Raw genomic sequence first — 26431 nt, forward strand, 5'->3', positions numbered from 1 at the left:
GTGCCGCAGTCGCTTCGGTGAGCGCGCGTGAAATGCCACCGCGAGCGGCGTGTCCCTGTGCAGACACGCGCGCTCGCGGTGGGGAGGTGGGGCGTACTAGGCCGGGGCTTCGGCGGCTCCGGCCGCCTGGCCGAGGATCGGCAGCCGGTCCGGGCAGTAGGTCCGCAGCGCCGCGGCGAGGAACTTGTAGGCCTGATCGGTCGACGAGTCGGTCTGCAGCTGGTCGTGCACGAACTTCGCCGACGCGAACACGTCGGGGTCGACGTTGGTCCGTAGCCGCTTACACGCGATCTTGCCGATCCAGGCGTTGTAGTCCTTCTGACCGTAGATCCCGTATGTGTTCAGCTCGTTGGCGAACGCGGTATCGGGATCGGCCGCGGCGGGTGCCGCGGTTCCCAGTGCTCCCAGCGTCACAGCCGCCGCAGCGACACCGACCATGAGGCGCCTCATGCCCTCACTCCTTCCGACGGATCCGATTGCAGCCCGCCGGGTCTCGGCCAGGGTGCGGGAACAGGACGGGTGCGAACCCGTTGCGGCCACCAGAACCACGGGCCCAGCAGCGCGGCGATGGACGGGGTCATGAACGCTCGGATCACCAGGGTGTCGAACAACAGACCCAGACCGATCGTCGTACCGACCTGTCCGATGACGGTCAATTCGCTGACCGACATTGACATCATCGTAAGCGCGAAGACCAAACCTGCGGCCGTTACGACGGAACCGCTTCCGCCCATCGCGCGGATGATGCCTGTGCCGATGCCGGCGTGGATCTCCTCCTTGAGCCGGGAGACCAGCAACAGGTTGTAGTCGGCGCCCACCGCGAGCAGGATGATCACCGCCATCGCGAGCACCATCCAGTGCAGGGGCTGGCCCAGGATGTGCTGCCAGAACAACACCGACAGCCCGAACGACGCGGCCAGAGACAGCACCACCGTGCCGACGATCACCGCTGCGGCGACCACCGCGCGGGTCAGGATCAGCATGATGATGAAGATCAGGCCCAGCGCCGAGATCCCGGCGATCAGCAGGTCGTAATTGTTGCCGTCCTGCATGTCCTTGAACACCGATGCGGTGCCGCCGAGGTAGATCTTCGACCCCTCCAGCGGAGTGCCCTTGACCGCCTCCTTGGCCGCGGTCTTGATCTTGTCGATCTTGGCCACGCCCTCGGGGCTCAGCGGATCACCCTCGTGGGAGATGATGAAGCGCACCGCGTGCCCGTCGGGGGACAGGAACTGCTCCAGACCGCGCTGGAAGTCGGCATTCTCGAAGATCTCCGGCGGTAGATAGAACGAGTCGTCGTTCATCGAGTTGTCGAAGGCCTCGCCCATGGCATCGGCATCCTCCGACATCGCCGCCATCTGATCCTGCTGACCCTTCTGCGACTGATACATCGTCAGCATCATGGTCCGCATCGTCTTCATGGTCTGGATCATCTCGGGCATCAGCGCGACCATCTGGGGCATCAATGCGTCCAGACGCTTCATGTCCGGGATGATCTCCTTGAAGTCATCGGTCATGATGTTGATGCCGTCGAGGGTGTCGAACACCGACCGCAGCGCCCAGCACACCGGGATGTTGTAGCAGTGCGGTTCCCAGTAGAAGTAGTTGCGGATCGGGCGGAAGAAGTCGTCGAAGTTCGCGATGCTGTCGCGCAGGTCCTCGATGTCGACGACCATGCCCTCCATCTTGGTGACCATGCTGTGGGTGATGTCGGCCATCTGCTCGGTCAGGCTCGACATCTTCTCCATCGTCTTGATGGTGTTGGCCATCTCGTCGGCCTGGACCAGCATGTCGGCCATCCGGTCCTGCATGTACTTCTCGTTGAGCCGCTGGGTGGTGCCCTGCATGCTCATCTGGAACGGGATGGAGGTGTGCTTGATCGGCTTGCCGTCGGGCCGGGTGATGGCCTGCACCCGGGCGATGCCCTCGACCCGGAAGATCGCCTTGGCGATCTTGTCGATGACGAGGAAGTCGGCCGAGTTGCGCAGGTCATGATCGCTTTCGATCATCAGCAACTCGGGGTTCATCCGGGCCTGGTCGAAGTGGCGATCGGCGACGGCGTACCCCTGGTTGGCCGGCAGGTCGGCGGGCAGGTACTCACGGTCGTTGTAGTTGGTCTTGTAGCCGGGCAGGGCCAGCAGACCGATCAGCGTGATCGCCATCGTCGCGACCAGGATCGGGCCGGGCCACCGCACGATCGCGGCGCCGATCTTGCGCCAGCCGCGGATGCGCATCGCGCGCTTGGGCTCGAGGAGTTTGCCGAAGCGGGTCGCGACGCTGATGATCGCGACCATCAGCACCACGCCGGCCATCACGACCACGAACATGCCGATCGCCAGCGGGACACCCATGGTCTGGAAGTACGGCAGCCGGGTGAAGCTCAGGCAGAACGTCGCGCCGGCGATGGTCAGACCGGACCCCAACACCACGTGCGCGGTGCCGTGGAACATCGTGTAGTAGGCGGACTCCTTGTCCTCGCCCTGCGTTCTGGCCTCCTGATATCGGCCTATCAGGAAGATCGCATAGTCCGTCGCCGCGGCGATGGCCAGCGTCACCAGCAGGTTGGTGGCGAAGGTGGAGAGGCCGATGATCTCGTGATAGCCGAGGAACGCGACGATGCCGCGCGCGGTGGCCAGCGAGAGCACCACCATCACCAACGTGATCAGCACCGTGACGATCGACCGGTACACCAGCAGCAGCATCACGATGATCACCGTGAACGTCGCCAACTCGATCACGCGCATGCTGCGGTCGCCGGCGATGTGCTGGTCGGCGGCCAGCGCGGCGGGGCCGGTGACGAAGGCCTTCACCCCCGGCGGCGGCTCCAGGCTGTTGACGATGGCCTGGACGGCCTTGACTGACTCGTTGGCCAGTGCCTCGCCCTGGTTGCCGGAGAGCTTGACCTGGACGTAGGCGGACAGCCCGTCGTTGCTCTGGGAGCCGGACGCGGTGAGGGGGTCGCTCCAGAAGTCCTGCACCGACTGCACGTGTTCGGTGTCGGCCTCCAGCCGGTCGACCAGTTCGTCATACCAGGCGTGCTCGGCGTCGCCGAGGGGTTTCTCGCCCTCGAAGACGATCATCACGGAGCTGTCGGAATCGCCTTCCTCGAACAGCTCGCCGACCTTCTTCATCGAGATCATCGACGGCGCGTCGTTGGGGCTCATCGACACGGCCTGCATCTCGCCGACCGTCTCGAGCTGCGGCACGGTGACGTTGACGACGACGATCAGCGCGATCCAGCCGAGGATGATCGGCAGCGCGAACAGCCGGATCATCCTGGGGATGAACGGGCGGTGCTGTTGCCGTGCGGTCGGGAACTCGTCGGTGCGGGCGTCGGAAGCGGGTGCGCTCATGCGGATTTCACAAAGCAGAAGGTCTGGGCATTCAGGCCGTCGGTCGTTCGCTCGTCCTTCAGTTCGTCATCGACGTAGATGCGGCACGTGATCGAGCTGCTGTCACCCTGGGCGACGATGTTCGGCGCCGCCGACGGCTCGGTGGTCTCCAGCGTCAGCGACCAGGGCAGTGTGGCGCCGTCGACCCGCTGCGGCTTCGCGTCGAGGTCGAGGTAGTTCACGTCCGCGTAGCTCCCGTTGCCGATGATCTCGTAGCGAACAACCTTGGGATCGAACGGTTCCGGCAGGTCGGCGAAGTTCCGCGGCGTCTCGATGATGCCCTCGGCGCCGAAGAACGTCCGGATGCGGGACACGGTCAGGCCTGCGACCACGACGACGACGATGATGAGCAGCGGAAGCCACACCTTTTTACCTATGGCGATCACGACAGCTGACCCCGCGTGGTGGCGCGCATTTGACCCCTGGAAATCGTTTCGAATGTTCTGCTGATCGTAACTTAGCCAATATAAGTTCCCACCGGCGCTCAGATTAACTCAAGGCAATGTGTTGCTGCTAACTCATATTTCGCCGCTGCGATCCAGGTCACAAAATAACGCCAAGGCTGATTCTCGGGCGGTTTTCTTGACCCGTCGCGAACCCCGCTGCTAGACATAGCCACAGCTGCGTGCTGAGCGATCGCACAGTCATTTGAGGAGCGTGTCCGCGTGACGGTGGCCGAGCTTTACTACGACCCATACGACCTGGCGATCGTCGCCGACCCGTATCCGACCTACGCCCGGCTGCGGGATGAGGCGCCGCTCTATTACAACGAACGCTACGACTTCTGGGCGTTGTCGCGGCACACCGACGTCGAGAGCGCACTGCTGAACTGGTCGACGTTCTCGAACCGGCGCAGTGACATCCTCGAGCTGGTCAAATCCGACTTCGACATGCCCAAGGGCGTGATGATGTTCGAGGACCCGCCCGAACACACCCTGCTGCGCGGGCTGATGTCGCGGGTGTTCACCCCGCGGCGGATGGCCGAGATCGAAGACCAGATTCGGCAGTACTGCGTGAACTGCCTCGACCCGCTGGTCGGCAGCGACGGCTTCGACGTGATCGCCGAACTCGCCGCGATGATGCCGATGCGCGTGATCGGCATGCTCCTCGGGATCCCGGAGTCAGAACAGGTGTCCGTGCGCGATGCCAACGACGCGAACCTGCGCACCAAGCCCGGCGCACCGATGAAGGTCGCCGATCCCGACCGGATCGCCGACGGCCGCATCTACGCCGACTATGTCGAGTGGCGGGCGGCCAACCCGTCCGACGACCTGATGACCGCCCTGCTCAACGTCGAGTTCACCGATGAGACGGGCGTGCACCGCAAGCTCAGCCGCAAAGAGGTGCTGCACTATACCCAGGTGGTTGCCGGTGCGGGCAACGAGACGACGGGCCGGCTCATCGGGTGGCTGGCCAAGGTGCTCGCCGAACATCCCGAGCAGCGGCGTCAGATCGTCGAGGACCGCACGCTACTGGGCAGGACGGTCGACGAGACCCTTCGGTTCGAACCCACCGGCCCGCACGTCGCGCGTTACCTCGCGACCGATTTCGAGTATGCGGGCACCACGGTGCCCGCGGGCAGCGCGATCCTGCTGCTGTTCGGTGCCGCCAACCGTGACGAGCGGCGCTATCAGAACCCGGACACGTTCGACATCCACCGCGACAACATCAGCCACCTCACGTTCGGCAAGGGGCTGCACTACTGTCTCGGCGCGAACCTGGCCCGGCTGGAGGGCCGCGTCGCGCTCGACGAACTGCTCAACCGGTGGCCCGAATGGGACATCGACTACGACACCGCCCGGTTGGCGCCCACCTCGACCGTGCGTGGTTGGGAGCACCTACGCATGGTCGTCGGCTGATTCACCGCCGTCAGGAGCCGTGTCGAGCACGCTGACCGCGATGCCGTACGGCAGGAACCGCACCCGCCGCGACGGATCGGTGTTGTCCTTGTTCGCCCGCAACGCGTCGAGTTCGGTCGGGTAGACCTGCTCGATATGGGCGCCGCCGTCGTCGTCGACGGTGTAGATCGCCCATACGCCGTCGCCGGTCTCCCCGGTGGTCTCCGGTCGCGACCGCGGCCTGCCGCCGCGGGCGAACTCGTCGAACAGCACCGACCAGCCGGCCTTCTCGCCGGGCGTGTTCACGAAACGGCCGAGGCCGTCGAGCGCCTCACGCAATCCCTCGCCCGCCTCGCGGACCACACGATCGAAATCCTCCGGGTCGAATCCGAACGGCCCGCTGTTTCTGCTCATGAGACCAGTGTGCCCGCGACGGCAGGTCTGGTCGACTGCCGCTCGCCGAGGTGGTAGGCAACCATATGCCCTTCACACGAGCCGATGTGCTGACCGCGGCGCAGCGGTCGCTCGCCGCCGCGGGATCCCACGACCGTGCCGGCTGGGTCGGCCTGTTCACCGCCGACGGCAGGGTCGAGGATCCGGTGGGCTCCGCACCGCACCACGGCCGGGTCGCGATCGGGCGGTTCTACGACACGTTCATCGGGCCGCGGACGATCACCGCGCACGTGGACGGGGACATCGTCGTGGGTGGGGTGATGAGTGGCAACACCGGCGGCACCGTGATCCGCGACGTCGAGCTGGAGATCGAGATGGCCGACGCGCTGACCATGCGGGTACCCACCTACATCCGCTACGACCTGCGCACCGACGGCGACCAGCTGAGGATCAGCGCGCTGTCGGCGTTCTGGGAGCTACCCGCGATGGCCGGACAGTTCGCCACCGGCGGGCTGGCCGCGGTGCCCGCAGGGATCTCGCTGGGCCGGGCGATGTTCGGCAACCAGGGGCTGCGCGGCAGCCTCGGTTTCCTCACCGGTTTCCGCGGGCCCGGACGCAGCGGTAAGGACGTCTTCACGCGATTCCTCGACGGCGCGTGCGCCGGCGACGAGGTCGGCATGCGGCGGCTGCTGTCCGACAGCTCCGTCACCCTCGGCGACAGCGATCCGATCACCACGTCGGATCTGCTCAAACACGTCTCGGGCGGGGTCTGGGACAAACTCATCGCGTCGGGCCGCTACGTCGCGGCGCGGGTTCTGCGCGACGGGCAGCGCCTGGTGCTGATCGGTGAGATAGCGGCAGGACCCGGGGACGATCGCGTCAGGATCAGCCAGGTCCGGATGTTCGCGGAGGTCGCGCCCGGCGCATCAGACGTGAGAACGTAGCAGCACCATGTCCGTGCCCCCGCAAGATCCGGTCCCCGCCGACTACATGACCTACGAGGAGTTCGGCAGGCGATTCTTCGAGATCGCCGTCTCGGAGGACCGTGTCGCCGCCGCGATCGGCGCGATCGCCGGTGACGAGTTCGAGATGGGTCCGATGGCGCAGGGGCCCGGCCGGATTGCCAAGGTCACCGCCAGGGTGCGCATCCAGCAGCCCCGGGTCAGCCGCGAACTCGGCGAGCTCATCACGTTCGCGATCAAGATCCCGCTGGAGATCGACATGGTTGTCGACCTGCGGATCGACAAACCGAAGTTCATGGTCTTCGGCGAGATCTCGTTGCGGGCCACCGCCAAGGCCGCCGCGCCGCTGCTGCTGATCCTCGACGTGGAGAAACCGCGGGCCGCCGACATCGCGATCCACGTGACGTCGAAGACGCTGCGCGCGGAGGTGGTGCGGATCATCGGCGGCATCGACGCCGAGGTGAAGCGGTTCATCGCGCTGCACGTGGCCGGCGAGATCGACAGCCCGGACTCCCAGAAAGCCAAGGTCATCAACGTCGCCGACACCATCGACGAGGCCTGGACCGGTATCTGACCGGCCGTCAGAGCACCTCACCCAGGTCGGCGCGCCACTGCGGCAGGGTGCCCGAGACCCGCACGATCCCGGGTGCGAACGCGACCCCGGTCAGCTGCAGACCGCCGGCCATCTCGGGCAGCCGCACCGGATATGCCGGGGTGCGGGTGGGCAGGCGCCAGCGCCTGGCGCCGATCCCGATCCGGCGTGCGGTCAGCCACAGCGCCGCATCGTCGAGCCGCGCCTCGACCTCCACGTAGCCGAGCCGCGGTCGACGGGTCAGGCCCACCCGCGCCACCCCGTCGGCGCCGATCGCGCCCGCGAGCCGCGGTGCGGAGGCACGGAGCAGATCGGCCAGGGTCGGCGCCGGTACGTCCAGCGTCACGTCCACTGGACCGGCGACCACCGCCAACGGCGCACCGGGCTTCATCCTCATGTTCTGCAGCCGGACCGTGGCACGATCGAAATGACTTGTCCGCCAATTGATGTCCTCAGCAGTGGCGGTGATGTCGGTGAGCTGGTCGGCGGCGTCGAGCGCGGTGACGGTCATGGTGAGATCGGCGTCGTCGACGCGGAGGGTGAGCCGGCGCCCGACCGCGAACCTGCGCACCGTCATGAACAGCGGCCGGTATGCCGCCGCCGACCACAGCGAGGTGAGCAACCGCCGGGGACTGGTCATCGTGGCGCCATACTATCGTCGGACGCGTGCCCAAGCTCAGCGCCGGATTGCTGCTCTACCGGGAGACCGGCGGTGGCCTCGAAGTGCTCATCGGCCATCCCGGCGGGCCGTTCTGGGCGCGCAAAGACGAAGGCGCATGGTCGATTCCGAAGGGCGAGTACGCCGACGGGGAGGACCCGTGGCTCGCGGCGCAGCGCGAGTTCACCGAGGAGATCGGCAAGCCGCCCCCGCCGGGGCCGCGCATCGACCTCGCCCCGGTGCGCCAGCCCGGCGGCAAGGTGGTCACCGCATTCGCGGTGCGTGGCGACCTCGATCTCGACGGCGCCGTCAGCAACACGTTCACCATGGAATGGCCGCGCGGTTCCGGCAAGGTCAAGGAGTTCCCGGAGATCGACCGGGTGGGTTGGTTCGACGTGGCGACGGCGCGCGAGAAGCTGCTGAAGGGCCAGCGCCCGATTCTCGATGCTCTGGAGCAGGCGCTCGCAACCGGCGCACCGGACGGGTCTCGATCGCGTTGATCGTCAGCGCGCGGCCGTGGAACCGCCAGCCGCGAGGGGTGCGCAGGTATTCGTCGTCGTACCGCAGGTGCCACACCGTATCGGTGATCGCGCCCGCGGCGTCGGCGGTCCAATGGTGCGCGACGCAGGTGATGCGCCCGAGCGCGTAGTCGCGGTCCGTGCCGGGCGCGTACACCTCGCCGACGATCGCGTGTTCGGTGCGGGTCACCGCGCCCAGTGCCGAGAGCGCGGCCCGGACACCGTCGCGGCCGTGGAAGCGCCGCGTCGGCTCCAACGTGTGTGGTGGCTCCGGAACCCTGAATTCCGCGGTGCCGGTGAACAGTTCGAGGACGTCGGTGAACCGGCGGTCGTCGACGGCCGATGCGTACAAATGGACCAGGTCACCGACCGCGAGACGGTCCGCCACGTCGAGGGTCATGGCAGCGCGACGTCCTGGCGGGAGCCGAGCAGTCGCATGGGCGAATCGTACGGCGTACTACAGATCCAGCGTCAGATCAGAGCCGTCGGCGGCACGCGACACGCACGTCAGCATCATTCCCGCGGCCCGTTCCGGATCGGTGAGCAGCGTGTCGCGGTGATCGACCGCACCGGAGAGCACGCGGGTGCGGCACGTGCCGCAGAAGCCCTGCTGACAGGAGTACGGCGTGTGCACCCCGGCGCGGCGCAACCCGGCCAGCAACGTCTCGTCGGCGCCGACCGCAACCGTCTGCCCGGTGGACGCGACGGTCACCGGAAACTCCCGGCCGTCGACCACCGGCGGCGCGGCGAACCGCTCGAAATGCAGTTCGACGTCGCCGCGCCCGACCAGCGCGGTGCGGATCGCGCTGAGCATCGGGGCGGGTCCGCACGCGTAGACCGCGGTGCCCTCGGGACAGTCGCCGAGCAGTTCGGCCGCCGACGGCAGGCCGTGCCGGTCATCCGTCCGAATCTCGACCGCCGCACCGTAGGTGGCGACCTCGTCGACGAACGGCAGCGAGTCCAGCGAGCGTCCGGTGTAGAGCATGGACCAATCGACGCCGATCCGGCGGGCCATCGCGAGCATCGGCAACACCGGAGTGATACCGATGCCTCCGGCGATGAAGCGGAATTGCCTTGCAGGAGAACCATATCCGGGCACCGTCAGCGGGAATGCGTTACGCGGGCCGTGGGTGTGCACCGTCGTCCCTTCCCGCAGCGCGTCGTGCACCTCGGCCGAACCGCCGCCCCCGTCGGGAATCCGCCGTACGGCGATGCGGTACTCGTCGGTGCGGGCAGGGTCGCCGCAGAGCGAGTACTGCCGGATCCGCCCGCTGGGCAGGTGGATGTCCAGGTGTGCGCCCGGATACCAGCGCGGCAGTCGTTCGCCGGTCAGCGTCAGTTCGACGACGTCTTGGTCTCGGGCGACGACGCGGCGCGCGGCGACCGTCAGCGGGATCGTGTCGGTGGTCGCACGCGGTGGGCGGATGCGCCGTACCGCTGCCGACGCCGCGAACAGGCCGCTCAGCGTGGCGTCGGCGAGGCTCAGCGTCAGGTCGTGGCGGGTGCGCCCGGACGCGCTCGGAGGTGTCTGCCGGTAGCGCGTGAAGACGCCCATCACAGGTGCGCGGCGCGGGCCGCGGGCGAGGCCGCCAGGTAGGCGACGGCCTGCGCCGTCGACCCGAGATCCTCGGGGGAGTACTTCGGACGGAAATAGCCGAGGGTGCTCGATCCGAACAGGTTCCGATAGTGCGGCAGCAGGCCGAGTTTGGAGTCGCGCATCCGCATCCGGTTGAACTGCCACCAGGTGGCGTCGACCGAGGGATCCTTGCGGACCAGGTACCACGCGGCGCGCTGGAAGAACACGAACAGCATCGACGCCGCGATCGTCATCGCGCGGATCCGTGCGGGGTAGCTGTCGTGGAAGTAGACGGCGACGTCGTGGGCGACGCTGCGGTGTTCGACCTCCTCGCTGCCATGCCAGCGGAACAGGTCGACCAGCGTCGGATCGGCATCGAAGTCGTCCCACGCGCAGTTGAGCGCGAAGTCGCCCATCACGGCGGTGTAGTGCTCGATCGCGGCGATCAGCCACAGCCGATCGCAGAGGTGGCTCAGTCGGCGGGATTCGTCGGCCGAATCATCCAGCGGCGCCAGCGTTTTGGTGAACAGGTGCTCGATCTGGGCGAGGATCGGGGTCGGGTCGACGCCGTGGCCGACCATGAAGTCGTGCAGGACGTGATCGTGCACGTCGGCGTGGGTGGCCTCCTGGCCGATGAAGCCCCGGATGTCGTCGGCGAGCTTCGGGTCCTTGACCAGCGGCAGCGCCTCGTTGAACGTCTGCACGAACCAGCGTTCGCCGGCGGGCAGCACGATGTTGAGGACACTGACGACATGTGACGCGACGGGGTGGCCGGGGATCCAGTGCAGCGGGATGTCGGCGACATCGAACTGCACCTTGCGGGCCTGGATCTGGACAGGACCGGGATCGATCTCGGCGGTGAAACGGCGCGGTCGCAACATCTGCTGCTCCTGTTCGTCGTGAACTTGGGGTGAGTTTACGACGATTTAGTGGGAACGCAGGTACCGGATATGTCGCGGGGTGTCAGCGCGGCGAGGTGTTCGCGATGATCGGCGGGACACCACCCGGCGGCACGCTCTGCACCATTCCCGGAGGCGCCGTACCCGCGCCCGGTGCGCCGGCGATGGGAACCAGCGGGGTCGGGGTGACGGTCGTGACGCCGTTGGCGCCGACGGTCGGACCGCCGGTCGGGCCCATGGCCTTGATCTGGTCGGCGGCGGCCTGGGTGCAGTCGAGCATCAGGAGCATGCGGCCGCCGCTGGTCACCTTCTGCGAACCGACGAGGCAGGACGATTGGGGCAGCACGCTGCCCGTCGAGCCGCCGAAGTACGCCTTGATGCCCTGGCTCTTCAGGATCGCCAATGCGCGGCCGTACTGCTCGCCGACGACGTTCGAGGGATGTGCGGAGGTGCCCGCCTGCGGTTGCGACATGGCGGCACCCGCACCGAGCAGCGCGACTGTTCCGGCGGCGAGGCAACCGCCGCTGAGCATGACGAGCTTGTTCACGAACACTCCCTCGGTTGGTATGCGGTGCGAACATATCGCAGCAGTGACGAATGTGAAACCGCTGCAGCGGGCCCCGGCGTTACAGGTGTGCTCGTCAGATACGAGAAGAGGGGCGCCCGGTGGACGCCCCTCTCGCTCTTGCTCGCTGGTCAACGGACTTTGACGTAGTAGATGTGTCCGGTGACGGTGTTTTGGTAGAGCCGGTCGTTGAAGTTGTCCTGGACGGTGCCGCGGATGGCGGGTCCTCGGTTGACGCCGACGATGTTGGCGTCTTCCAGGGGTGTGTCGGAGAGTTTCTGCACGATGACGCGGTTGCCCTGGGCTTCGAGTTGGCTGATGGTGGATTGGGCGTCGCCGGTGCCTGATGGGGCGGCCAGCGCGGGGGCGGATAGGCCCAGGAACGCGGCGGACAGGGCGGCGGCGGTGGTGGCGGCGATGCTGAACTTCGTCATTTCTTCTTCCCTCTTTCAGGTCGGTCCCGACCTTGCGATCTTGATGTGTCTGACCTGTTAAACCCGCAGGTCAGCCGGATAATTCCGGTGGCAGGAATTGATCGGCGGGTGGCAGAATCCGATGCTGTGGGGGGCCGGGTTGTCCCCAGATCCGCGTTGGTCCCCAGCTGCGGTCTGCGCACTCCGAAATGTCATCCCGCGCCGGTAATATCGCACACATGTTCGAAGTGTCGGTGGCCGAGCCCGAGAGTCTTGCCGGGCTCTCGGATGCCGACCTGATCGACGCCGCCCGGGCAGCGAGCCGGGCCGAGAATGCGGTGTGCGCACGCAAGTTGGCGGTGATGGCCGAACTGTTCGGCCGCCGGGTCGACCTCGCCCCGGAGGAGCGGCTGTACTGGTGGGTGGATCCGGAGGCCGCGGTGACCGCCGAGATCGCCGCGGCGTATCGGATCACCCAAGGGTTGGCGCTGCACCAGACCTACCGGGCCGTGGTGTTACGGGATCGGCTGCCGCGGGTGGGGGCGTTGTTTTTGGCCGGGACGATCGGGGAGATGCTGGTGCGCGCGATCATCACCCGCACCGACCTGATCACCGATGCGGCGCTGATCGCCGCCGTCGACGCCGAACTCGCCGCCACTGTGACTGGGTGGGGGCCGTTGTCGGTGAAAGCCACCCAAGCCAAGATCGACGAGATCGTCGAACGCCACGACCCGGACGCGGTGCGCCAGTCTCGGGATGCCGAGATCGGGCCGGCCCTGGAATTCGGTGCCCCCACCGACGCGCCGGGGTTCACCACGATCTGGTCGCGGGTGTTCGACGGGGACGCCGCCGCGGGCTGGCGCACCTTGACCGCGATGGCCTACAGCGTCTGTGATGCCGATCCGCGCACCCTCGACCAGCGCCGCAAGGACGCCTGGGCCGCGCTGTTGCACGGCATCACCAGCCTGGCCTGTCGCTGCGGCAACACCGACTGCGAGGCCGCCGTCAACCCCCGGCCCGTCCCCGAAGTCATCGTCTACGCCCTCACCGACCACACCACCACAAACACCCAACAACCCGTACCTCAAGGTGACCGGTCGGCCGCCGAACTGCGCCACGACACCGTCGAGACCGAGATCGACGCGCCCGCCGAGGAGGTCACCCCGGTCGAGGTGTCACGGGAGAGCGAGGACCGCGACACCTCGGCTGACGACCGTCCCGACAGCGACGCCGCGCCCACCCAGCCCAAGCCGCGCCGCAGCGCCCCCCCGTCCTGCTCCCGGGCCGGTCGGGCTATGTCTTCGGGTCCGGGTTCCTGCCCGCCCCGTTCTTCGACACCATGCTCAACAGCGCCAAGATCCGCGAAATCATCCACCCCGGAGCGGCTGGGCCGGAGCCGCGCTACACCCCCTCAGCCGCGCTCGCCGCGTTCGTCCGCTGCCGCGATCTGACGTGTCGCTTCCCCGGCTGCGACAAACCGGCCACCACCGCCGACATCGACCACACCGTCCCCCACCCGGTCGGACCCACCCACCCCTCAAACCTCAAAACACTGTGCCGTTTCCACCACTTACTCAAAACGTTCTGGACCGGACCCGGCGGCTGGAAAGACCGCCAACACCCCGACGGCACCATCGTGTGGACCTCACCAACCGGACACACCTACACCACCCACCCCGGCAGCCGCCTGCTGTTCCCCGCCCTGTGCACACCCACCGGCACCCTCTGGACCGGCGACCCACCCCACGTGCCGATGAGCGACAACCGCGCGGCGATGATGCCGCGCCGCACCCGCACGCGCGCACAAAGCCGCACCGCCTACATCACCCGCGAACGCCAACACAACGCCGACCACCACGGCGACACACCCCGCGGCAACGACCCACCACCCTTCTGACGGGCGGTCAGGGCGACGGCGTCACCGCGGCACGCATCGCCTCGCACAGCGCTGCGGCGCGGGGGTTCTCGAAGACGTCTTCGAGCAGTATCTGATTGCCATCCGGACCGCCAAGGGGCACACGCCAATTCGGATACTCATCAGTGGTCCCCGGCTGATTCTGGGTCCGCACCTCACCGACCGCGTCAGCCAGCGACAGTGACAGCAGCCGCGACGGCGTCAGCCCCAGATAGCGGTGCAGCGCCAGCACCACGTGATCGACGTCGTCGTCCCCGTCGGCCAGCAGCCCCACCCGCCGCAGTTCCGCCATCCACGCCTGCTGATGCTCGCGGTCGCCCGCCAACTCCTCCTCCGCCGGCCGCGTCAACAGCCCGAGTTCGTCGCGCAGCCGGACATGCTCACCCGCCAGATAGCCGGCCGTCGGCGGCAGATCGTGCGTCGTCACCGCCGACAGGCACGCCTCCCGCCACCGATCCGCCGGCAGCGGATCCCGCCCGTTCTGCGTCTCGAACCACAGGATCGACGTACCGAGCAGCCCGCGGTCGCGCAGGTGATCCCGCACCCACGGCTCCACCGTGCCCAGATCCTCGCCCACCACCACCGCGCCGGCCCGGTACGCCTCCAGCGCGACGATCCCGATCATCGCTTCGTGGTCGTATCGCACGTAGGTGCCCTCCAGCGGCAACGCGCCCTTCGGGATCCACCACAGCCGGAACAACCCGATGATGTGGTCGATCCGCACCCCGCCGGCGTGCCGCAGCACCGCGGCCAACAACGCCCGGAACGGCTCATATGCCGCCTCCGCCAACCGATCCGGCCGCCACGGGGGCTGCGACCAATCCTGCCCGAGCTGATTGAACTCATCCGGCGGCGCACCTGCGGTCACCCCGAGCGCCAGGACGTCCTGCAACGCCCACGCATCGGCGCCGTCCGGGTCCACCCCGACCGCGAGGTCGTGCATGATCCCGAGCTCCATCCCGGCCCGCACCGCAGCGTCCTGCGCCGCCGACAGCTGCTCGTCGAGCAGCCACTGCAGCCACCGGTGGAAGTCGACCTCGCGGGGATGCTTGGCGACGAAGGCCGCCACCGCCTCGCCACGCGGGTGCTGGAACTTCGCCGGCCACTGATGCCAGTCCGAACCATGCCGCTCGGCCAGCGCACACCACGTCGCGAAGTCGTCCAGGCTGCTGCCCTGACGCTCCAGGAACGCCTGATAGGCGATCTCGCGGCCCGCAGAGCGGGGCACCTGATACAGCGCCTCCAGCGCCGCCCGTTTGGCCTTCCACGCGCGGTCCCGGTCGATGCGGCCGGCCCGGTCCGCCCGAGCCTGCACCTGCTCCTGCGCCCTGCGGATCCGGCCGCGATGCCGCACGTCGGTGAACTCGGGCACCGCCTCGACCCGCAGGTACAGCGGATTGACGAACCGGCGCGACGTCGGCAGGTACGGCGAGGGCTCCATCGGTGCCACCGGTGACGCCGCATGCATCGGGTTCACCAGGACGAACCCGGCGTCGTGACGGGCCGCCGACCACACCGCGAGATCGGCAAGGTCGATCAGATCCCCTGTGCCCCAGGACCGCCGGGACCGCACACTGTACAGCTGAGTGGCCAGCCCCCAGGTGCGTGCGGCCGGCGAGTGCGGCAGCGACGCGGGGGAGACGATCACCGTCGTGCTGACCTCCGACGAACCGGTCTGCAGATACAGCCGGTGATAGCCGATCGGCAGATCCGCGGGCAGCTCGAACGACGCCTCGCCAACCACGCGGTCACCGAGATCGTAAGGCGGCCGGTTGTTTTCGACCTGGCGTAATCCGGTCCGGACGCTGCCGTCCTCAAGGTGCAGCCAGACCGGTGCGGGGTCACCGTGGGTGACGTGCACCCAGAACGTCGTCGCCGCACCCGCGCGGCCGACGACCGTCGGGGGCAGTGGCCGGCTCCAATGGGCGCGTTCGAGATCGGCGAGTGCGTCGGCCCGGTCGCCTTCGGTGGTCGCGGCGACCCCGAGGGCGTCGAGCACCCCGATCAACGTCGACGACGGCACCGGCACGTGCCTTCCCGTCCAGTCCACGTAGTCGGTCGCCACACCGTGCCGCTGTGCGAGCTCGATCAGCGATGCGGGCAGCCCGGAGTCCTCGGGGTACGCAACCATGGGGGCAATCTTGCCCGGTCGACGCGCATCGCGTGCGGGGGCACCGCTTCGGTAGGGTCGTTCATCATGGCGTCCGAACCGCTCGTCGGCGGCGACGCGCGACTCAGGCGGGCCCGGATCGCAGCTGCCACGCTGTTTCTCACCAACGGTGCCCTGTTCGCGAACCTGTTGCCGCGCTTCCCCGAGATCAAGACCGAACTGGCGATGTCCAACGCGGTCTACGGCGCCGCCGTGGCGTCGTTCTCCGCGGGTGCGCTGATCGCCGGCCCGACCGCGGCCATGTTGATCCGCCGCTTTCAGTCCGCGCGCGTCGTCGTCGCCACCACCATCGCGCTGGGATCGTTCATCCTGCTCGCCGGCGTGGCCCCGACGCCACTGGTATTCGCCGGCGCGCTGCTGCTCGCCGGTGCGAGTGATTCCATCGCCGACGTCGCACAGAACGTCAACGGGCTTCGCCTGCAACGCGTTTACGGCCGCTCGATCATCAACTCGCTGCACGCCATCTGGGCCGTCGGCGCCGTCATCGGCGGTCTGATGGGTGCCGGCGCCATCGCGGCGCACATCCCGCGGCCGCTGCACCTCGGAATCGCCGCGGCGCTGTTCTGCGGCATCGTGTGCGTGGCCTACCGATTTCTGCTGCGCGGCCCCGACCACGACGACCACCCGTCCGCCCGGCCCGGCGCCGGCGTCAAGGCGGGCCCGAGGACGTATCTGGCGCTGCTCGCGCTGGTCGGCCTCGCGGTGGCCGGGGCGACGGTGGAGGATGCCGGAAGTTCCTGGGCCACCTTGTATATGCGCGACAACCTCGGCGCACCCGGTGCCGTCGCGGTGTTCGGTTACGTCTCGCTGGTCGGCTTCCTATGCCTCGGCAGGCTCCTCGGTGACCGGCTGGTGGACCGCTTCGGCGACCGCGCCGTGGCCCGCGCCGGCGGGTTGATCACCGCCGCCGGGATGGGCCTGGCGCTCGCGTTCCCGACCGTGCCCGGCAGCATCATCGGTTTCGCCGCAGCCGGTTTCGGGGTGGCCACCGTGATCCCGGCCGCGATGCGCACCGCCGACGAGCTGCCCGGCCTGCGTCCCGGCACCGGTCTGACCATGCTGACCTGGCTGATGCGCTTCGGATTCCTCGGCGCCCCGCTGATCGTCGGCGTGGTCTCCGACGCCTACGGGCTGCGGATCGGGCTGCTCAGCGTGCCGGCCGCGGGCGTGGCGATCATCCTGCTCGCCGGAGCGCTGCGCTCCCGCCGCGGGACCTAGGCCGGATGGCCGGCCGTCCGCGCCTCGAACAGCTCGTCGACCGCGTCGACCACCTGATCGAGCTGTTCGGGAGAATGCCGGCCCAGCCCGCACTCGGTGGACAGTCCGAACCCGTCGAGGAACTTCGCCGCCAGCGCCGCCCGGTACTTCGCCCCGGCCGCGCCGTCCTCTGCGTGCACCAGCCCGAGATAGAACTCGGTGCCCGGCTCGATCGCCAGGTTGGCCAGCGGCTGCCAGTGCGCCAGCTTGTTCCACGTCGTCACGGTCGCGGCCTGGATCGCATCGATGCGCCGCGGCACGTGCCGCGACAGCCCGTTGGACACCGCGACGATCGTCGACGCGTCCCGCGGATAGACGTGCCGGCCACCGCGCGCGGCGGCCAGTTCGTCGGGCGGGTCACCCATGAACGGTGACGCGCCGAACTTGGAATCGCCGTAGCAGAGGTGAAACGCCAGTTCGACGTCGTCGTGCACCCAGGACGCGGCCCGGGCCGTGGCCGCGTAGATGTCCTCGACGTCGCGGTACGGGTTCGGGAACCAGCCCTCCACGGTGGCGTCCTCGACGGGCAGATCCCACTGGATCACCAGATCCTCATGCGGGATCGCGGCCTGGATCGCCTCAATACTGTCGCGCAGCGGCTTCTCGTAGGCCCGTGCCACCTCGACCTGCGAATCGAACTCGACGAAGAAGTTCACCGCGTTGAACGGGGTCGGGATGGACACCAGGAACTTCGACTCCGGTGCCAGCTCGCCGCGGGCCCGGGCGGCGCGGAACAGCTGGTAGGACTCCGCCGCGTGATCCTGGTAGGTCAGCCGCGGGAACTCGATGTCGGCGGCACGGGTGCCCGGCCGCAGCCGGGCCAGCCGGCGCCCCTGTACCTCGGTGACCTCAAGTGTCGGGTTGTCCAGGAACGCGGCGGTCTGGGTCAGCACCCAGTTCGCGCGGTCGCCCGGCTCGCCGTCGGGCACCCGCGTCACCGCGGGCTGCAACCGGGCGCCGACGAGATGCAGCGCCTCCTCGACGCTCGGGGCGTTGATGCTGCCGGTGAGATAGAAGCTCTTGCGGTACCCCATCACAGCACCAGCCCGAGCCGGGGCGGACGAATGCCGCGCAGGGTGTGATTACCGAGGTGGACGTACTTCCACCGGGCCGGGTCGTGCAGCGAGTGCACCCGCACGTTGCGCCAGTGCCGGTCCAGGTTGACCTCGCCGTCGGTGCCGGAGGTGCCGGTGAGCTCGAAAATGGCACCCGCGATCTCGACCGCGTCCTGCTGCGCGAGCGCCTTGGCCGCGGCGACGGTCAGCGACGCCTGGGCGGCGTAGGCCTCGTCGACCAGCGCGGTGCCGCGTGCCAGCAGCGCCTCCAGCGCGTAGAGCCGCGCCGTCAGCTCTCCGAAGCGGCGCACCACGTGCGGTTCCTCGTCGGCGTGCTCGATGCCCGCGTCGAGGGCCTCCTTCCAGGGCCGCGACCGGGTCCGGACGAACTCGGCGCCGTCCTCCAGCGCGGCCCGTGCGATGCCGATGTCGATCGCGGCGTGCAGGGCCTGGTCGAACGCGCCGAGCACCGAGGGCGGCGCATCGGCGGGATCGGGCGGCGGACCCTCGTCGATCACCAGCTCCGGATCGACGGCGACGTCCTCCAGTCGCACCTGGCCGCTGGCGGTGCCGCGCTGCCCGAACGCCGACCACTGCTCCAGGTCCAGCGTCACGCCGGGCTGGTCGGGCCGGATGAACACCGTCGCGGTGTCACCGTCGGCGCGGCCGTCGATCCGGGCCGCCACCGCGATCCACGTCGCGCCGAGCGTGCCGGTGGCGTAGTACTTGGTGCCGTTGAGCACCCAGTGCCCGTCCTGTTCGCGCACGATGGTGCGACGGTCCAGGGCGTGTTGGGTGCCGCGCTCGGCGGTCGCGTTGCCAAGCTGGGCGCCGGCCAGCAGATCAGCGTAGATCCGCGGTGCCGGGTCGAGCTGTCCGAGGCCCGAAATCGCCTGTGCGATCACGTAATGCGACAGCAGCAGCTGGCCCACCGCGCCGTCGGCGCGCGACAGCCGGCGCAGCACCTCGACGACGGTGGACGCCGGCAGCGCGGGCCCGCCGTGTTCGGCCGGTACCGAGATGCCGAGCAGGCCGGATTCGGCGACCAGTCGCAGCTGCGGCAGCAGCACGGTTCCGGCACGTTCACGTTCGGCGCTGCCGGAGGCGATCGCCGCGGCCACCCGGTCGGCGGCGGCCAGCGCCTCGTCGGAGGTGCGCAGCAGTGGGGGAGGCGTATTGAGACCGGGATCGGCGCCGTTGCGGTCGGTGATGTCGAGTGCCATGAGCGCAACGTACGGACGCGTTCGGGCCCTGCAGATATTTGTGAGCAGCGAGAATGAATCTGCGCAGGCCGCTGGTACACTGGCGTACCGATCGACCGAAGGAGCTCGGCATGACCGCGGAGGCGACCCCTCGACCTTCAGCAGGCGACCGGCCCGTGGTGGACACGACGAGTGGACCCGTCCGCGGCGTCGATGACGGAATCGTCAAGTCCTGGAAGGCGATTCCTTACGCGGCTGCCCCCGTCGGGGAGCTGCGCTGGAGGGCCCCCGAACCGCCCCAGGCGTGGAAGGAACCGTTCGACGCCGGCCGGGTCGGACCCGTGTGCCCGCAACCGACCGACCCGAAGATCCCTCTCGACCTCGGCGCCCCGCAGGGCGAGGACTTCCTGTCCCTCAACGTCTGGGCGCCGTCGGGCACCGAACCCGGCGACGGCAAACCCGTGATGGTGTGGGTGCACGGCGGTGCCTACGTCCTGGGTTCGGCGAGCCAGCCGCTGTATCACGGCCGGGCGCTGGCCACCTTCGGCGACGTCGTGGTCGTCACGGTGAACTACCGCCTCGGCGCCTTCGGATTCCTCGAGGTCGGCGCCTTCGACGACTCCGGACGCTTCGCGTCCAACCGAGGCCTGCGCGACGTGCTGGCCGCACTGGCCTGGGTGCGCGACAACATCGCGGCGTTCGGCGGCGATCCCGGCCGGGTCACCCTGTTCGGCGAGTCGGCCGGCGGCGGCATCGTGACCTCGCTGCTGGCCAGCCCCGACGCGGCCGGGTTGTTCCACGCCGCGATCGCGCAGAGCGCCCCGGCGACGTCCATCTATGACGTCGGACGGGGCCGCAGGGTCGCCCAGCTATTTCTCGACGTCCTCGGCGTCAGCCGCGACGAGCTCAGCCGGCTGGCCGACGCACCGACCACCAGCCTGGTGGAGGCGACGCGAACGGTGTTCAACGAGGTGCCGGTGCGCACACCGGGCACCCTGGCCTTCGCGCCGACCGTCGACGGCGACCTCGTGCCGGACTACCCGGTCAACCTGGCCCGCAACGGCAAGACGCATCCGGTACCGCTGATCATCGGCACCAACAAGAACGAGGCGGCGCTGTTCCGCTACATGAAATCGCCGCTGATGCCGATCGCGCCCGAGTCGATCAGGGCGATGTTCGCCGAGATCACGGCCGAGCAGCCCGGCCTGCAGTTGCCCAGCGAGGACCACCTGCGGGGCACCTACCGCGGGCGCGGCAAGAGCGCGGGCCTCGGGCTGACCAGCGATCTCGGCTTCCGCATGCCCTCGATCTGGTTCGCCGACGGCCACCGTGCACTGGCGCCGGTCTACCTGTACCGGTTCGACTTCGCGACGCCGCTGCTGCGCCTGGTGCGCCTGCACGGCGCGCACGCCACCGAACTGCCGTTCGTCTGGGGCAACCTGGGCTCCGGGCGCAAGGACCCGACGTTCGCGCTCGGCGGCCGCACGGTGGGAACCGCTGTGTCCCAGCGGATGCGCAGCCGCTGGACGAACTTCGCGGCCCACGGCGAGCCGTCGGCGCCCGGCGGCCCCGCCTGGCGGCCCTACGCGGGCGACCGCGCCACCCTGGTCATCGACAAACACGATTCCGTGGTCGCCGACCTCGACGCACCCGTGCGACGCGCGTGGGGCGACGACGTCCTGAGCTTCCTGTAAGCGCCCGTACACTCACCTCGGAGGTGCTCACCGTGGAGTTCCTGGAATTCCTTCCGCCGCAGATGCGCGAACCCGTGCTCTTCGCGATCCCGTTCTTCCTGCTGCTGCTGACCATCGAATGGGCCGCGGCGCGCAAGCTCGAACATGCCATCCAGGACGACGGCACGCCCGGCGCCGGCGCGTACCACACCCGCGACGCGTGGGCGAGCCTGTCGATGGGCCTGGTCTCCACGGTGACGATGAGCGTCTGGAAGTTCTTCGCGCTGTTGGGTTATGCCGCGATCTACGCCTACCTCGCGCCGTGGCAGCTGTCGCCGTCGAAGTGGTACACCTGGGTGATCGCGATCGTCGGGGTGGACCTGCTCTTCTACTGGTACCACCGGATGGCGCACCGCGTCCGACTGGTCTGGGCCACCCACCAGGCGCACCACTCCAGCAGGTACTTCAACTTCGCGACCGCGCTGCGGCAGAAGTGGAACAACAGCGGCGAGATCCTGATGTGGATTCCGTTGCCGCTGTTGGGTGTTCCGCCGTGGATGGTGTTCGTCGCGTTCTCGTTCAGCCTGATCTGCCAGTTCTGGATCCACACCGAACACATCACCAAGCTGTGGCGGCCCATCGAATTCGTGTTCAACACACCGTCACACCACCGCGTGCACCACGGCATGGACCAGCTCTACCTGGACAAGAACTACGGCGGGATCCTGATCATCTGGGACCGGCTGTTCGGCACGTTCCAGCCCGAGGTGTTCCGGCCCCACTACGGGCTGACCAAACCGGTCGACACCTTCAACCCGTGGAAGCTGGAGACCCACGAGTACGTCGCGATCGGCCGCGACGTCCGTGCCGCCCGGGGACTGCGCGCCAAACTGGGCTACATCTTCGGTCCGCCGGGATGGCAACCCGCCCACGAGAAGACGCCGACGCATGCCACGACGTAAGGTGCGCTCGGTGGAGACCGTTTTCGATGCCCCCGTCGACGACACGCTGATCGACCGCTCGCTCGCCGACACCGCCCTCGGGTCGATGTGGCTGGACATCCCGCGACCGGAGTTCGGCACCCCGACCGGACCGGTGACCTGCGACCTGCTGGTCGTCGGCGGCGGCTACACCGGTCTGTGGAGCGCACTGCACGCCGCGCGGCGCCATCCGGACCGCCGCGTCGTGCTCATCGAGGCAGACCGGGTCGGGTGGGCCGCCTCGGGACGCAACGGCGGATTCGTCGAAGCCAGCCTGACGCACGGCTACGAGAACGGAAAGTCGCGCTGGCCCAACGAGATCGACACGCTCGAGGCGATGGGCCTGGAGAACCTCGACGGTATGCAGGCCGAGATCGCCGAACTCGGGCTCGACGTGCAGTGGGAGCGCACCGGCATGCTCGCCGTGGCGACCGAACCGCATCAGGTCGAGTGGCTGCGCGACGCGGCCGCCGACGGGCAGGGCAAGTTCCTGGACCAGTCCCAGGTCCGCGCCGAGGTGGACTCACCCACCTACCGCGCCGGCCTGTTCAGCCCCGACACCTGCGCGATCGTGAACCCGGCGCGGCTCGCGCTCGAGCTTGCGCGGGCCTGCCGCGAGGCCGGGGTGGAGATCTACGAGCACACGACCGCGACCCGCATCGAATCCGGCGGCGCCGCGCTGCGGGTGCACACCGACGGGCGGCCCATCACCTGCCGCCAGGTCGTGCTGGCCACCAACGTTTTTCCGAGCCTGCTGCGGCGCAACCGGCTCTACACCGTCCCGGTCTATGACTACGTGCTGGCCACCGAACCGCTGTCCGACGAGCAACTGGGCCGCATCGGCTGGCGTGGGCGCCAAGGCGTCGGCGACTCCGCCAACCAGTTCCACTACTACCGCCTGTCGGCCGACAACCGGATCGTCTGGGGCGGCTACGACGCGGTCTATCACTTCGGCAGGCGCGTCGACGCCGCGTATGAGAACCGCACCGAGACCTACCGCAGGCTCGCCGCGCATTTCTTCCTGACCTTCCCGCAACTCGACGACGTCCGGTTCACCCACCGGTGGGCCGGTGCGATCGACACCAACACCCGGTTCTGTGCGCACTGGGGGCTGGCCCGCGAGGGCCGGGTCGCCTACGTCAACGGCTTCACCGGGCTCGGTGTCGGCGCGGCGCGGTTCGCCGCGGACGTGTGCCTGGACCTGCTGGGCGGCACGCCGACGCCGCGCACGCAGCTGGAGATGGTGCGCCGCAAGCCTTTACCGTTCCCGCCCGAGCCGCTGGCCAGCGTCGGCATCCAGGCCACCCGGTGGTCGCTGGACCGGGCCGACCATTCGGCGGGGCATCGCAACCTGCTGCTGCGCGCCCTCGACGCGGCCGGTCTGGGATTCGACTCCTGATCCGTCCGGTCGTGTAACGCCCCGTTATGTAACCGCGATGAGCCAGTTACACCGACCGCGTCAGCGGGTATCGGTGAAACATCATCAAGGGTCGGAGGGGCTGTGTCTGTTCGGTCGTCGTTGCTGACCCTGGTTGCGCTGGTGTTCGGCGTCGCGCTCGCGACCCCGGTGGCGCAGGCGCAGCCGGGAGTCGTGGTCTCGCCCGGTATGGAGATCCACCAGGACACCGTGCTGTGCACGCTCGGCTACGTCGACCCGGGCACCCGGCTGGCCTACACCGCGGGCCACTGCCGCTCCTCGGGGACCGTCTCGGACAAGTTCGGCACCCCGATCGGCACCCAGGGATCCTTCCGGGACAACACCCCCAACGGCATGACCGTGGACACCAATCACCAGATCACGGACTGGGAAGTCATCCACCTCGCCAACAACGTGGTGATCAACAATGTGCTGCCCAGCGGCAAGGTCCTGGTCACCGATCCCGCGGTGCTGCCGGTCAAGGGGATGCCGGTGTGCCACTTCGGCGTCGTGACCGGCGAGAGCTGCGGCACCATCGAATCGGTCAACAACGGCTGGTTCACCATGGCCAACGGCGTGGTCAGCCGCAAGGGCGACTCCGGCGGCCCGGTCTACACCTCGCTGCCCGACGGACGCACCGTGCTGATCGGACTGTTCAACAGCACCTGGGGCACGTTCCCTGCGGCGATCTCGTGGCAGGTCGCCAGCGAGCAGGCCCACGCCGACACGATCCAGGCCGCCTCGGCTGTCGTGAGCACGCCTTAGAGCGTTAGAGCGTGTCTCCCAGAGCGATCACCGAGGGTTGATCCGACACCGAGGGCGGTTGAAGGAGCGGTCGGCGATGCGATCGATCCGTTCAGGCGTAGTTCGTTTTCTTGATCAACAGCCACACCAGATACGTTCCGCCGATGCCCCAGGTGATCACGCCGACGGGCAGTTGACCGGGTAGCAGGTGCTGGGCCGCGGCATCGGACGAGGCAAGAATTGCTGCCCCCATCGCCGCCGACGGGGCCAGGCGCAGGCCCCCGCCGCGGGTGACCTGGGCGGCCAGTTGCGGTGCGGCCAGTGCCACGAAACTGATCGGTCCGGTGAACGCGGTTGCCATGGCCACGCATCCGACGCCGACGGCCAGCATCAACACCCGCGTGGCCTCCGTGCGCAGCCCGAGCCCGGCGGCGACGTCATCGCCCAGCTGGGCGACCGGCATCCGCCGGGCGATCACGGTCAGCGGAACCACTAGTAGGGCGGTTCCGGCGAGGACCACCAGAACCTGATTGTTGGTGACATTGGCCAGGGTGCCCGCACCCCACGCCGCAGCGGATATGGCGACCTGCAGGTTGGCCTTGAGGATCATCCAGGTGTTGACGGCCTCGATCATGATGGCGACCGCGACGCCCACGATGATCAGCCGGAAACCGGCGATACCGCGTTTGAACGCAAGCAGATACACGATGGCGGCGGTCGCGAAGCCGCCGGCGACCGCGCCGAGGGCGAGGAGCGCACTCGAGTGCGCGCCGACGAAAAGAATCACCACGAGCGCGCCGAAGTAGCAGCCCGAATTGAAGCCGATGACATCAGGGCTTCCCAACGCATTCTTGGTGAGCGACTGGAAGATGGCACCCGAGATGCCCAGCAGCGCACCGAGTATCAGCGCCATCAACACCCGCGGTGCGCGCCACTCACGGACCACCACGATGTCGAACGGTGCGCCTCTGCCGAACACCGCGCGCAGCACGTCCCACGGCGCGATGTCATAGTCACCGGCACCGAGGCTGAAGATCGACACCACTACTGCCGCGAGAATCAGCACAGCGGTGGTCACCACGGAGATGACGTCGACGCGCAGACTTCGCCATATCAGCGTGGGGCGCCCGAAATCGACGCGATCGGTCCTCGTCGTCACGGTTGGATCGCCGTCTTGCGCCGGACCAACCAGATCAGCGCGGGTGCCCCCAGAAACGCACTGACAATGCCGACGGGCAGTTCGGCCGGGCGCAACGCAATCCGGCCCAGAATGTCGGCGGCGAGCACCAGCGCGGGTGCCGCGATCCCCGAGATGAGCAGGATCCACCGTTGGTTGGCGCCGACCAGCCACCGAGCGATGTGCGGGATCATCAGGCCAACGAAGACGATCGGGCCGGCCGCGGCGGCTGCCGCACCGCACAGCAGAGTGATGGCGATGAGGCCCAGGGTGCGTGTGCGCACCAGCTGGGTGCCGAGTGCGCGCGCCATCTCGTCACCGAGGGCGATCGCGTCCAGCCCGCGGGCGACCGATGCCGTGATCGCCAGTCCGGCCAGGACGAACGGCAGCACGGCGGTGGTGACATCCCAGCCGCGTCCGGCGATCGACCCGGCATCCCAGGCCCGCATCTGGTCGAATGCCGACGGATTCAACAGCGTCAGCGCCAACGTGAATGCGGTGAAGACCGCGCCGATGGCAATGCCGGACAACGTCAGCCGGAGGGGTGTCGCGCCCCAGCGTCCCGATCGGCCGAGGGTGTAGACCATCGCCATGGCCACCGCCGATCCGACGAGCGCGAACCACAGGTATTGGTGAATGGACCGCAGCCCGAACACTCCGACGGCCAGTGCCACGCTGAACATCGCGCCGGGGGTGATGCCCAGCACGACGGGATCGGCCAGCGGGTTGCGGGTGACGGCCTGGATCATCGCGCCGCCGACGCCGATCGCCACGCCGACCACGAGCCCCAACACCGTTCGGGGAATGCGGGCCGCGCGGACCACGACTTCGTCGTCGGATCCCTGATAGTCGAACAATGCCCGCAGGACCGTCGAGATCGGGATGTCACGGGTGCCGACGGCGGCACTGGCGACGCAGACGAGCAGCAGGACGAGACAGAAAATGGCCAGCCAGGCCAGGCGAGTTCTCGCGCCCGTGACGCGCGAGCCCCTCGCGACGTCCGGTGGCGACTGCACGGCTTCAGCACTCATCGGC

At 68.5% G+C, this 26431-nt stretch carries 23 protein-coding genes and 2 pseudogenes; 10 read left to right on the forward strand and 15 right to left on the reverse strand.

Translation table 11 applies throughout. From position 1 onward, the window contains the following. Positions 1 to 96 precede the first annotated feature (96 nt). Genes NTM_RS19750 through NTM_RS19760 form a run of 3 tightly spaced genes read right to left on the reverse strand, consistent with a single transcriptional unit; the run spans position 97 to position 3778 of the window. Entirely contained in the window at positions 97 to 450 is a 354-nt protein-coding gene (locus tag NTM_RS19750) for a DUF732 domain-containing protein (RefSeq protein ID WP_104865599.1), read from the reverse strand. Beyond that, complete coding sequence (locus NTM_RS19755) at positions 447 to 3353, reverse strand: MMPL/RND family transporter (RefSeq protein ID WP_163767243.1); 2907 nt, start codon at positions 3351 to 3353, stop codon at positions 447 to 449. Before NTM_RS19755 ends, NTM_RS19750 begins: the two co-directional genes overlap by 4 nt. Further along, on the reverse strand, positions 3350 to 3778 hold the full coding sequence (locus NTM_RS19760; protein ID WP_163767245.1) for an MmpS family transport accessory protein: 429 nt from the start codon (positions 3776 to 3778) through the stop codon (positions 3350 to 3352). The genes NTM_RS19755 and NTM_RS19760 overlap by 4 nt, the downstream gene beginning before the upstream one ends. Positions 3779 to 4057: 279 nt before the next feature. Between NTM_RS19760 and NTM_RS19765 the strand changes: the two genes are divergently transcribed. Then, positions 4058 to 5251, forward strand: coding sequence for a cytochrome P450 (locus tag NTM_RS19765; RefSeq protein ID WP_163767246.1), 1194 nt, complete (start codon positions 4058 to 4060; stop codon positions 5249 to 5251). Here the strand turns inward: NTM_RS19765 and NTM_RS19770 are convergent. After that, positions 5231 to 5644: an Rv0313 family protein gene (locus tag NTM_RS19770; RefSeq protein WP_163767249.1), complete on the reverse strand. Its 414-nt coding sequence runs from the start codon at positions 5642 to 5644 to the stop codon at positions 5231 to 5233. The two genes, NTM_RS19765 and NTM_RS19770, sit on opposite strands and share 21 nt — an antisense overlap. 65 nt (positions 5645 to 5709) lie before the next feature. Here NTM_RS19770 and NTM_RS19775 point away from each other — a divergent pair, with 65 nt between their 5' ends. Next, positions 5710 to 6567, forward strand: a complete 858-nt coding sequence (locus tag NTM_RS19775; protein ID WP_163767250.1) for a nuclear transport factor 2 family protein — start codon at positions 5710 to 5712, stop codon at positions 6565 to 6567. 7 nt (positions 6568 to 6574) lie between these two features. After that, the gene (locus NTM_RS19780; RefSeq protein ID WP_104865594.1) at positions 6575 to 7159 is read left to right on the forward strand and encodes a hypothetical protein; all 585 of its coding nucleotides are present in this window, start codon (positions 6575 to 6577) and stop codon (positions 7157 to 7159) included. A gap of 7 nt (positions 7160 to 7166) precedes the next feature. On the opposite strand, the gene NTM_RS19785 is transcribed toward NTM_RS19780, so the two are convergent. Continuing rightward, the gene (locus tag NTM_RS19785; RefSeq protein WP_163767252.1) at positions 7167 to 7817 is read right to left on the reverse strand and encodes a hypothetical protein; all 651 of its coding nucleotides are present in this window, start codon (positions 7815 to 7817) and stop codon (positions 7167 to 7169) included. A gap of 26 nt (positions 7818 to 7843) precedes the next feature. Here NTM_RS19785 and NTM_RS19790 point away from each other — a divergent pair, with 26 nt between their 5' ends. After that, positions 7844 to 8335 (forward strand): NUDIX hydrolase, encoded by a 492-nt coding sequence (locus NTM_RS19790; RefSeq protein ID WP_163767254.1) that lies wholly within the window; start codon positions 7844 to 7846, stop codon positions 8333 to 8335. Positions 8336 to 8357: 22 nt separating this feature from the next. Here NTM_RS19790 and NTM_RS19795 read toward each other — a convergent pair. From NTM_RS19795 to NTM_RS19815, 5 genes and pseudogenes are all read right to left on the reverse strand, one after another. After that, positions 8358 to 8753 (reverse strand): annotated as a pseudogene (locus NTM_RS19795) (nuclear transport factor 2 family protein); the annotation flags it as partial. A 57-nt stretch (positions 8754 to 8810) separates the two neighbouring features. Continuing rightward, positions 8811 to 9908 carry a PDR/VanB family oxidoreductase gene (locus tag NTM_RS19800; RefSeq protein WP_163767256.1) on the reverse strand — a complete coding sequence of 366 codons (1098 nt, stop codon included), beginning with the start codon at positions 9906 to 9908 and terminating at the stop codon, positions 8811 to 8813. Continuing rightward, on the reverse strand, positions 9908 to 10810 hold the full coding sequence (locus NTM_RS19805; RefSeq protein ID WP_163767257.1) for a metal-dependent hydrolase: 903 nt from the start codon (positions 10808 to 10810) through the stop codon (positions 9908 to 9910). Before NTM_RS19805 ends, NTM_RS19800 begins: the two co-directional genes overlap by 1 nt. An 82-nt stretch (positions 10811 to 10892) precedes the next feature. Beyond that, on the reverse strand, positions 10893 to 11375 hold the full coding sequence (locus tag NTM_RS19810; protein ID WP_104865673.1) for a hypothetical protein: 483 nt from the start codon (positions 11373 to 11375) through the stop codon (positions 10893 to 10895). Positions 11376 to 11524: 149 nt separating this feature from the next. Then, positions 11525 to 11827: a hypothetical protein gene (locus NTM_RS19815; protein WP_163765212.1), complete on the reverse strand. Its 303-nt coding sequence runs from the start codon at positions 11825 to 11827 to the stop codon at positions 11525 to 11527. Positions 11828 to 12045: 218 nt separating this feature from the next. Between NTM_RS19815 and NTM_RS19820 the strand changes: the two are divergent. Next, a pseudogene (locus NTM_RS19820) lies at positions 12046 to 13703 on the forward strand (HNH endonuclease signature motif containing protein). Positions 13704 to 13710: 7 nt separating this feature from the next. Here NTM_RS19820 and malQ read toward each other — a convergent pair. Further along, entirely contained in the window at positions 13711 to 15852 is a 2142-nt protein-coding gene (gene malQ / locus NTM_RS19825) for a 4-alpha-glucanotransferase (RefSeq protein ID WP_163767259.1), read from the reverse strand. Positions 15853 to 15918: 66 nt separating this feature from the next. Between malQ and NTM_RS19830 the strand changes: the two genes are divergently transcribed. Next, on the forward strand, positions 15919 to 17109 hold the full coding sequence (locus NTM_RS19830) for an MFS transporter (RefSeq protein WP_163767261.1): 1191 nt from the start codon (positions 15919 to 15921) through the stop codon (positions 17107 to 17109). On the opposite strand, the gene NTM_RS19835 is transcribed toward NTM_RS19830, so the two are convergent. After that, positions 17106 to 18182, reverse strand: coding sequence for a hypothetical protein (locus NTM_RS19835; RefSeq protein ID WP_163767263.1), 1077 nt, complete (start codon positions 18180 to 18182; stop codon positions 17106 to 17108). The genes NTM_RS19830 and NTM_RS19835 overlap by 4 nt on opposite strands. Next, positions 18182 to 19426 carry an acyl-CoA dehydrogenase family protein gene (locus NTM_RS19840; protein WP_163767265.1) on the reverse strand — a complete coding sequence of 415 codons (1245 nt, stop codon included), beginning with the start codon at positions 19424 to 19426 and terminating at the stop codon, positions 18182 to 18184. The genes NTM_RS19835 and NTM_RS19840 overlap by 1 nt, the downstream gene beginning before the upstream one ends. 110 nt (positions 19427 to 19536) lie before the next feature. Here NTM_RS19840 and NTM_RS19845 point away from each other — a divergent pair, with 110 nt between their 5' ends. From NTM_RS19845 to NTM_RS19860, 4 genes are all read left to right on the forward strand, one after another. Next, positions 19537 to 21099 carry a carboxylesterase/lipase family protein gene (locus tag NTM_RS19845; protein ID WP_163767267.1) on the forward strand — a complete coding sequence of 521 codons (1563 nt, stop codon included), beginning with the start codon at positions 19537 to 19539 and terminating at the stop codon, positions 21097 to 21099. Between the two features lie 62 nt (positions 21100 to 21161). Next, entirely contained in the window at positions 21162 to 22040 is an 879-nt protein-coding gene (locus NTM_RS19850) for a sterol desaturase family protein (protein ID WP_170312024.1), read from the forward strand. A gap of 10 nt (positions 22041 to 22050) precedes the next feature. Then, positions 22051 to 23457, forward strand: a complete 1407-nt coding sequence (locus NTM_RS19855) for an NAD(P)/FAD-dependent oxidoreductase (protein WP_163767271.1) — start codon at positions 22051 to 22053, stop codon at positions 23455 to 23457. Positions 23458 to 23559: 102 nt separating this feature from the next. After that, positions 23560 to 24240, forward strand: a complete 681-nt coding sequence (locus NTM_RS19860) for an Rv1815 family serine proteinase (protein ID WP_104861277.1) — start codon at positions 23560 to 23562, stop codon at positions 24238 to 24240. A gap of 91 nt (positions 24241 to 24331) precedes the next feature. On the opposite strand, the gene NTM_RS19865 is transcribed toward NTM_RS19860, so the two are convergent. Both NTM_RS19865 and NTM_RS19870 read right to left on the reverse strand, forming a co-directional pair. Beyond that, positions 24332 to 25378, reverse strand: coding sequence for a FecCD family ABC transporter permease (locus tag NTM_RS19865; protein ID WP_104861276.1), 1047 nt, complete (start codon positions 25376 to 25378; stop codon positions 24332 to 24334). Beyond that, on the reverse strand, positions 25375 to 26427 hold the full coding sequence (locus NTM_RS19870) for an iron chelate uptake ABC transporter family permease subunit (RefSeq protein WP_104861549.1): 1053 nt from the start codon (positions 26425 to 26427) through the stop codon (positions 25375 to 25377). Before NTM_RS19870 ends, NTM_RS19865 begins: the two co-directional genes overlap by 4 nt. Positions 26428 to 26431: the final 4 nt, after the last annotated feature.

This window comes from Mycolicibacterium parafortuitum, assembly GCF_010725485.1.
Lineage (GTDB): Bacteria > Actinomycetota > Actinomycetes > Mycobacteriales > Mycobacteriaceae > Mycobacterium.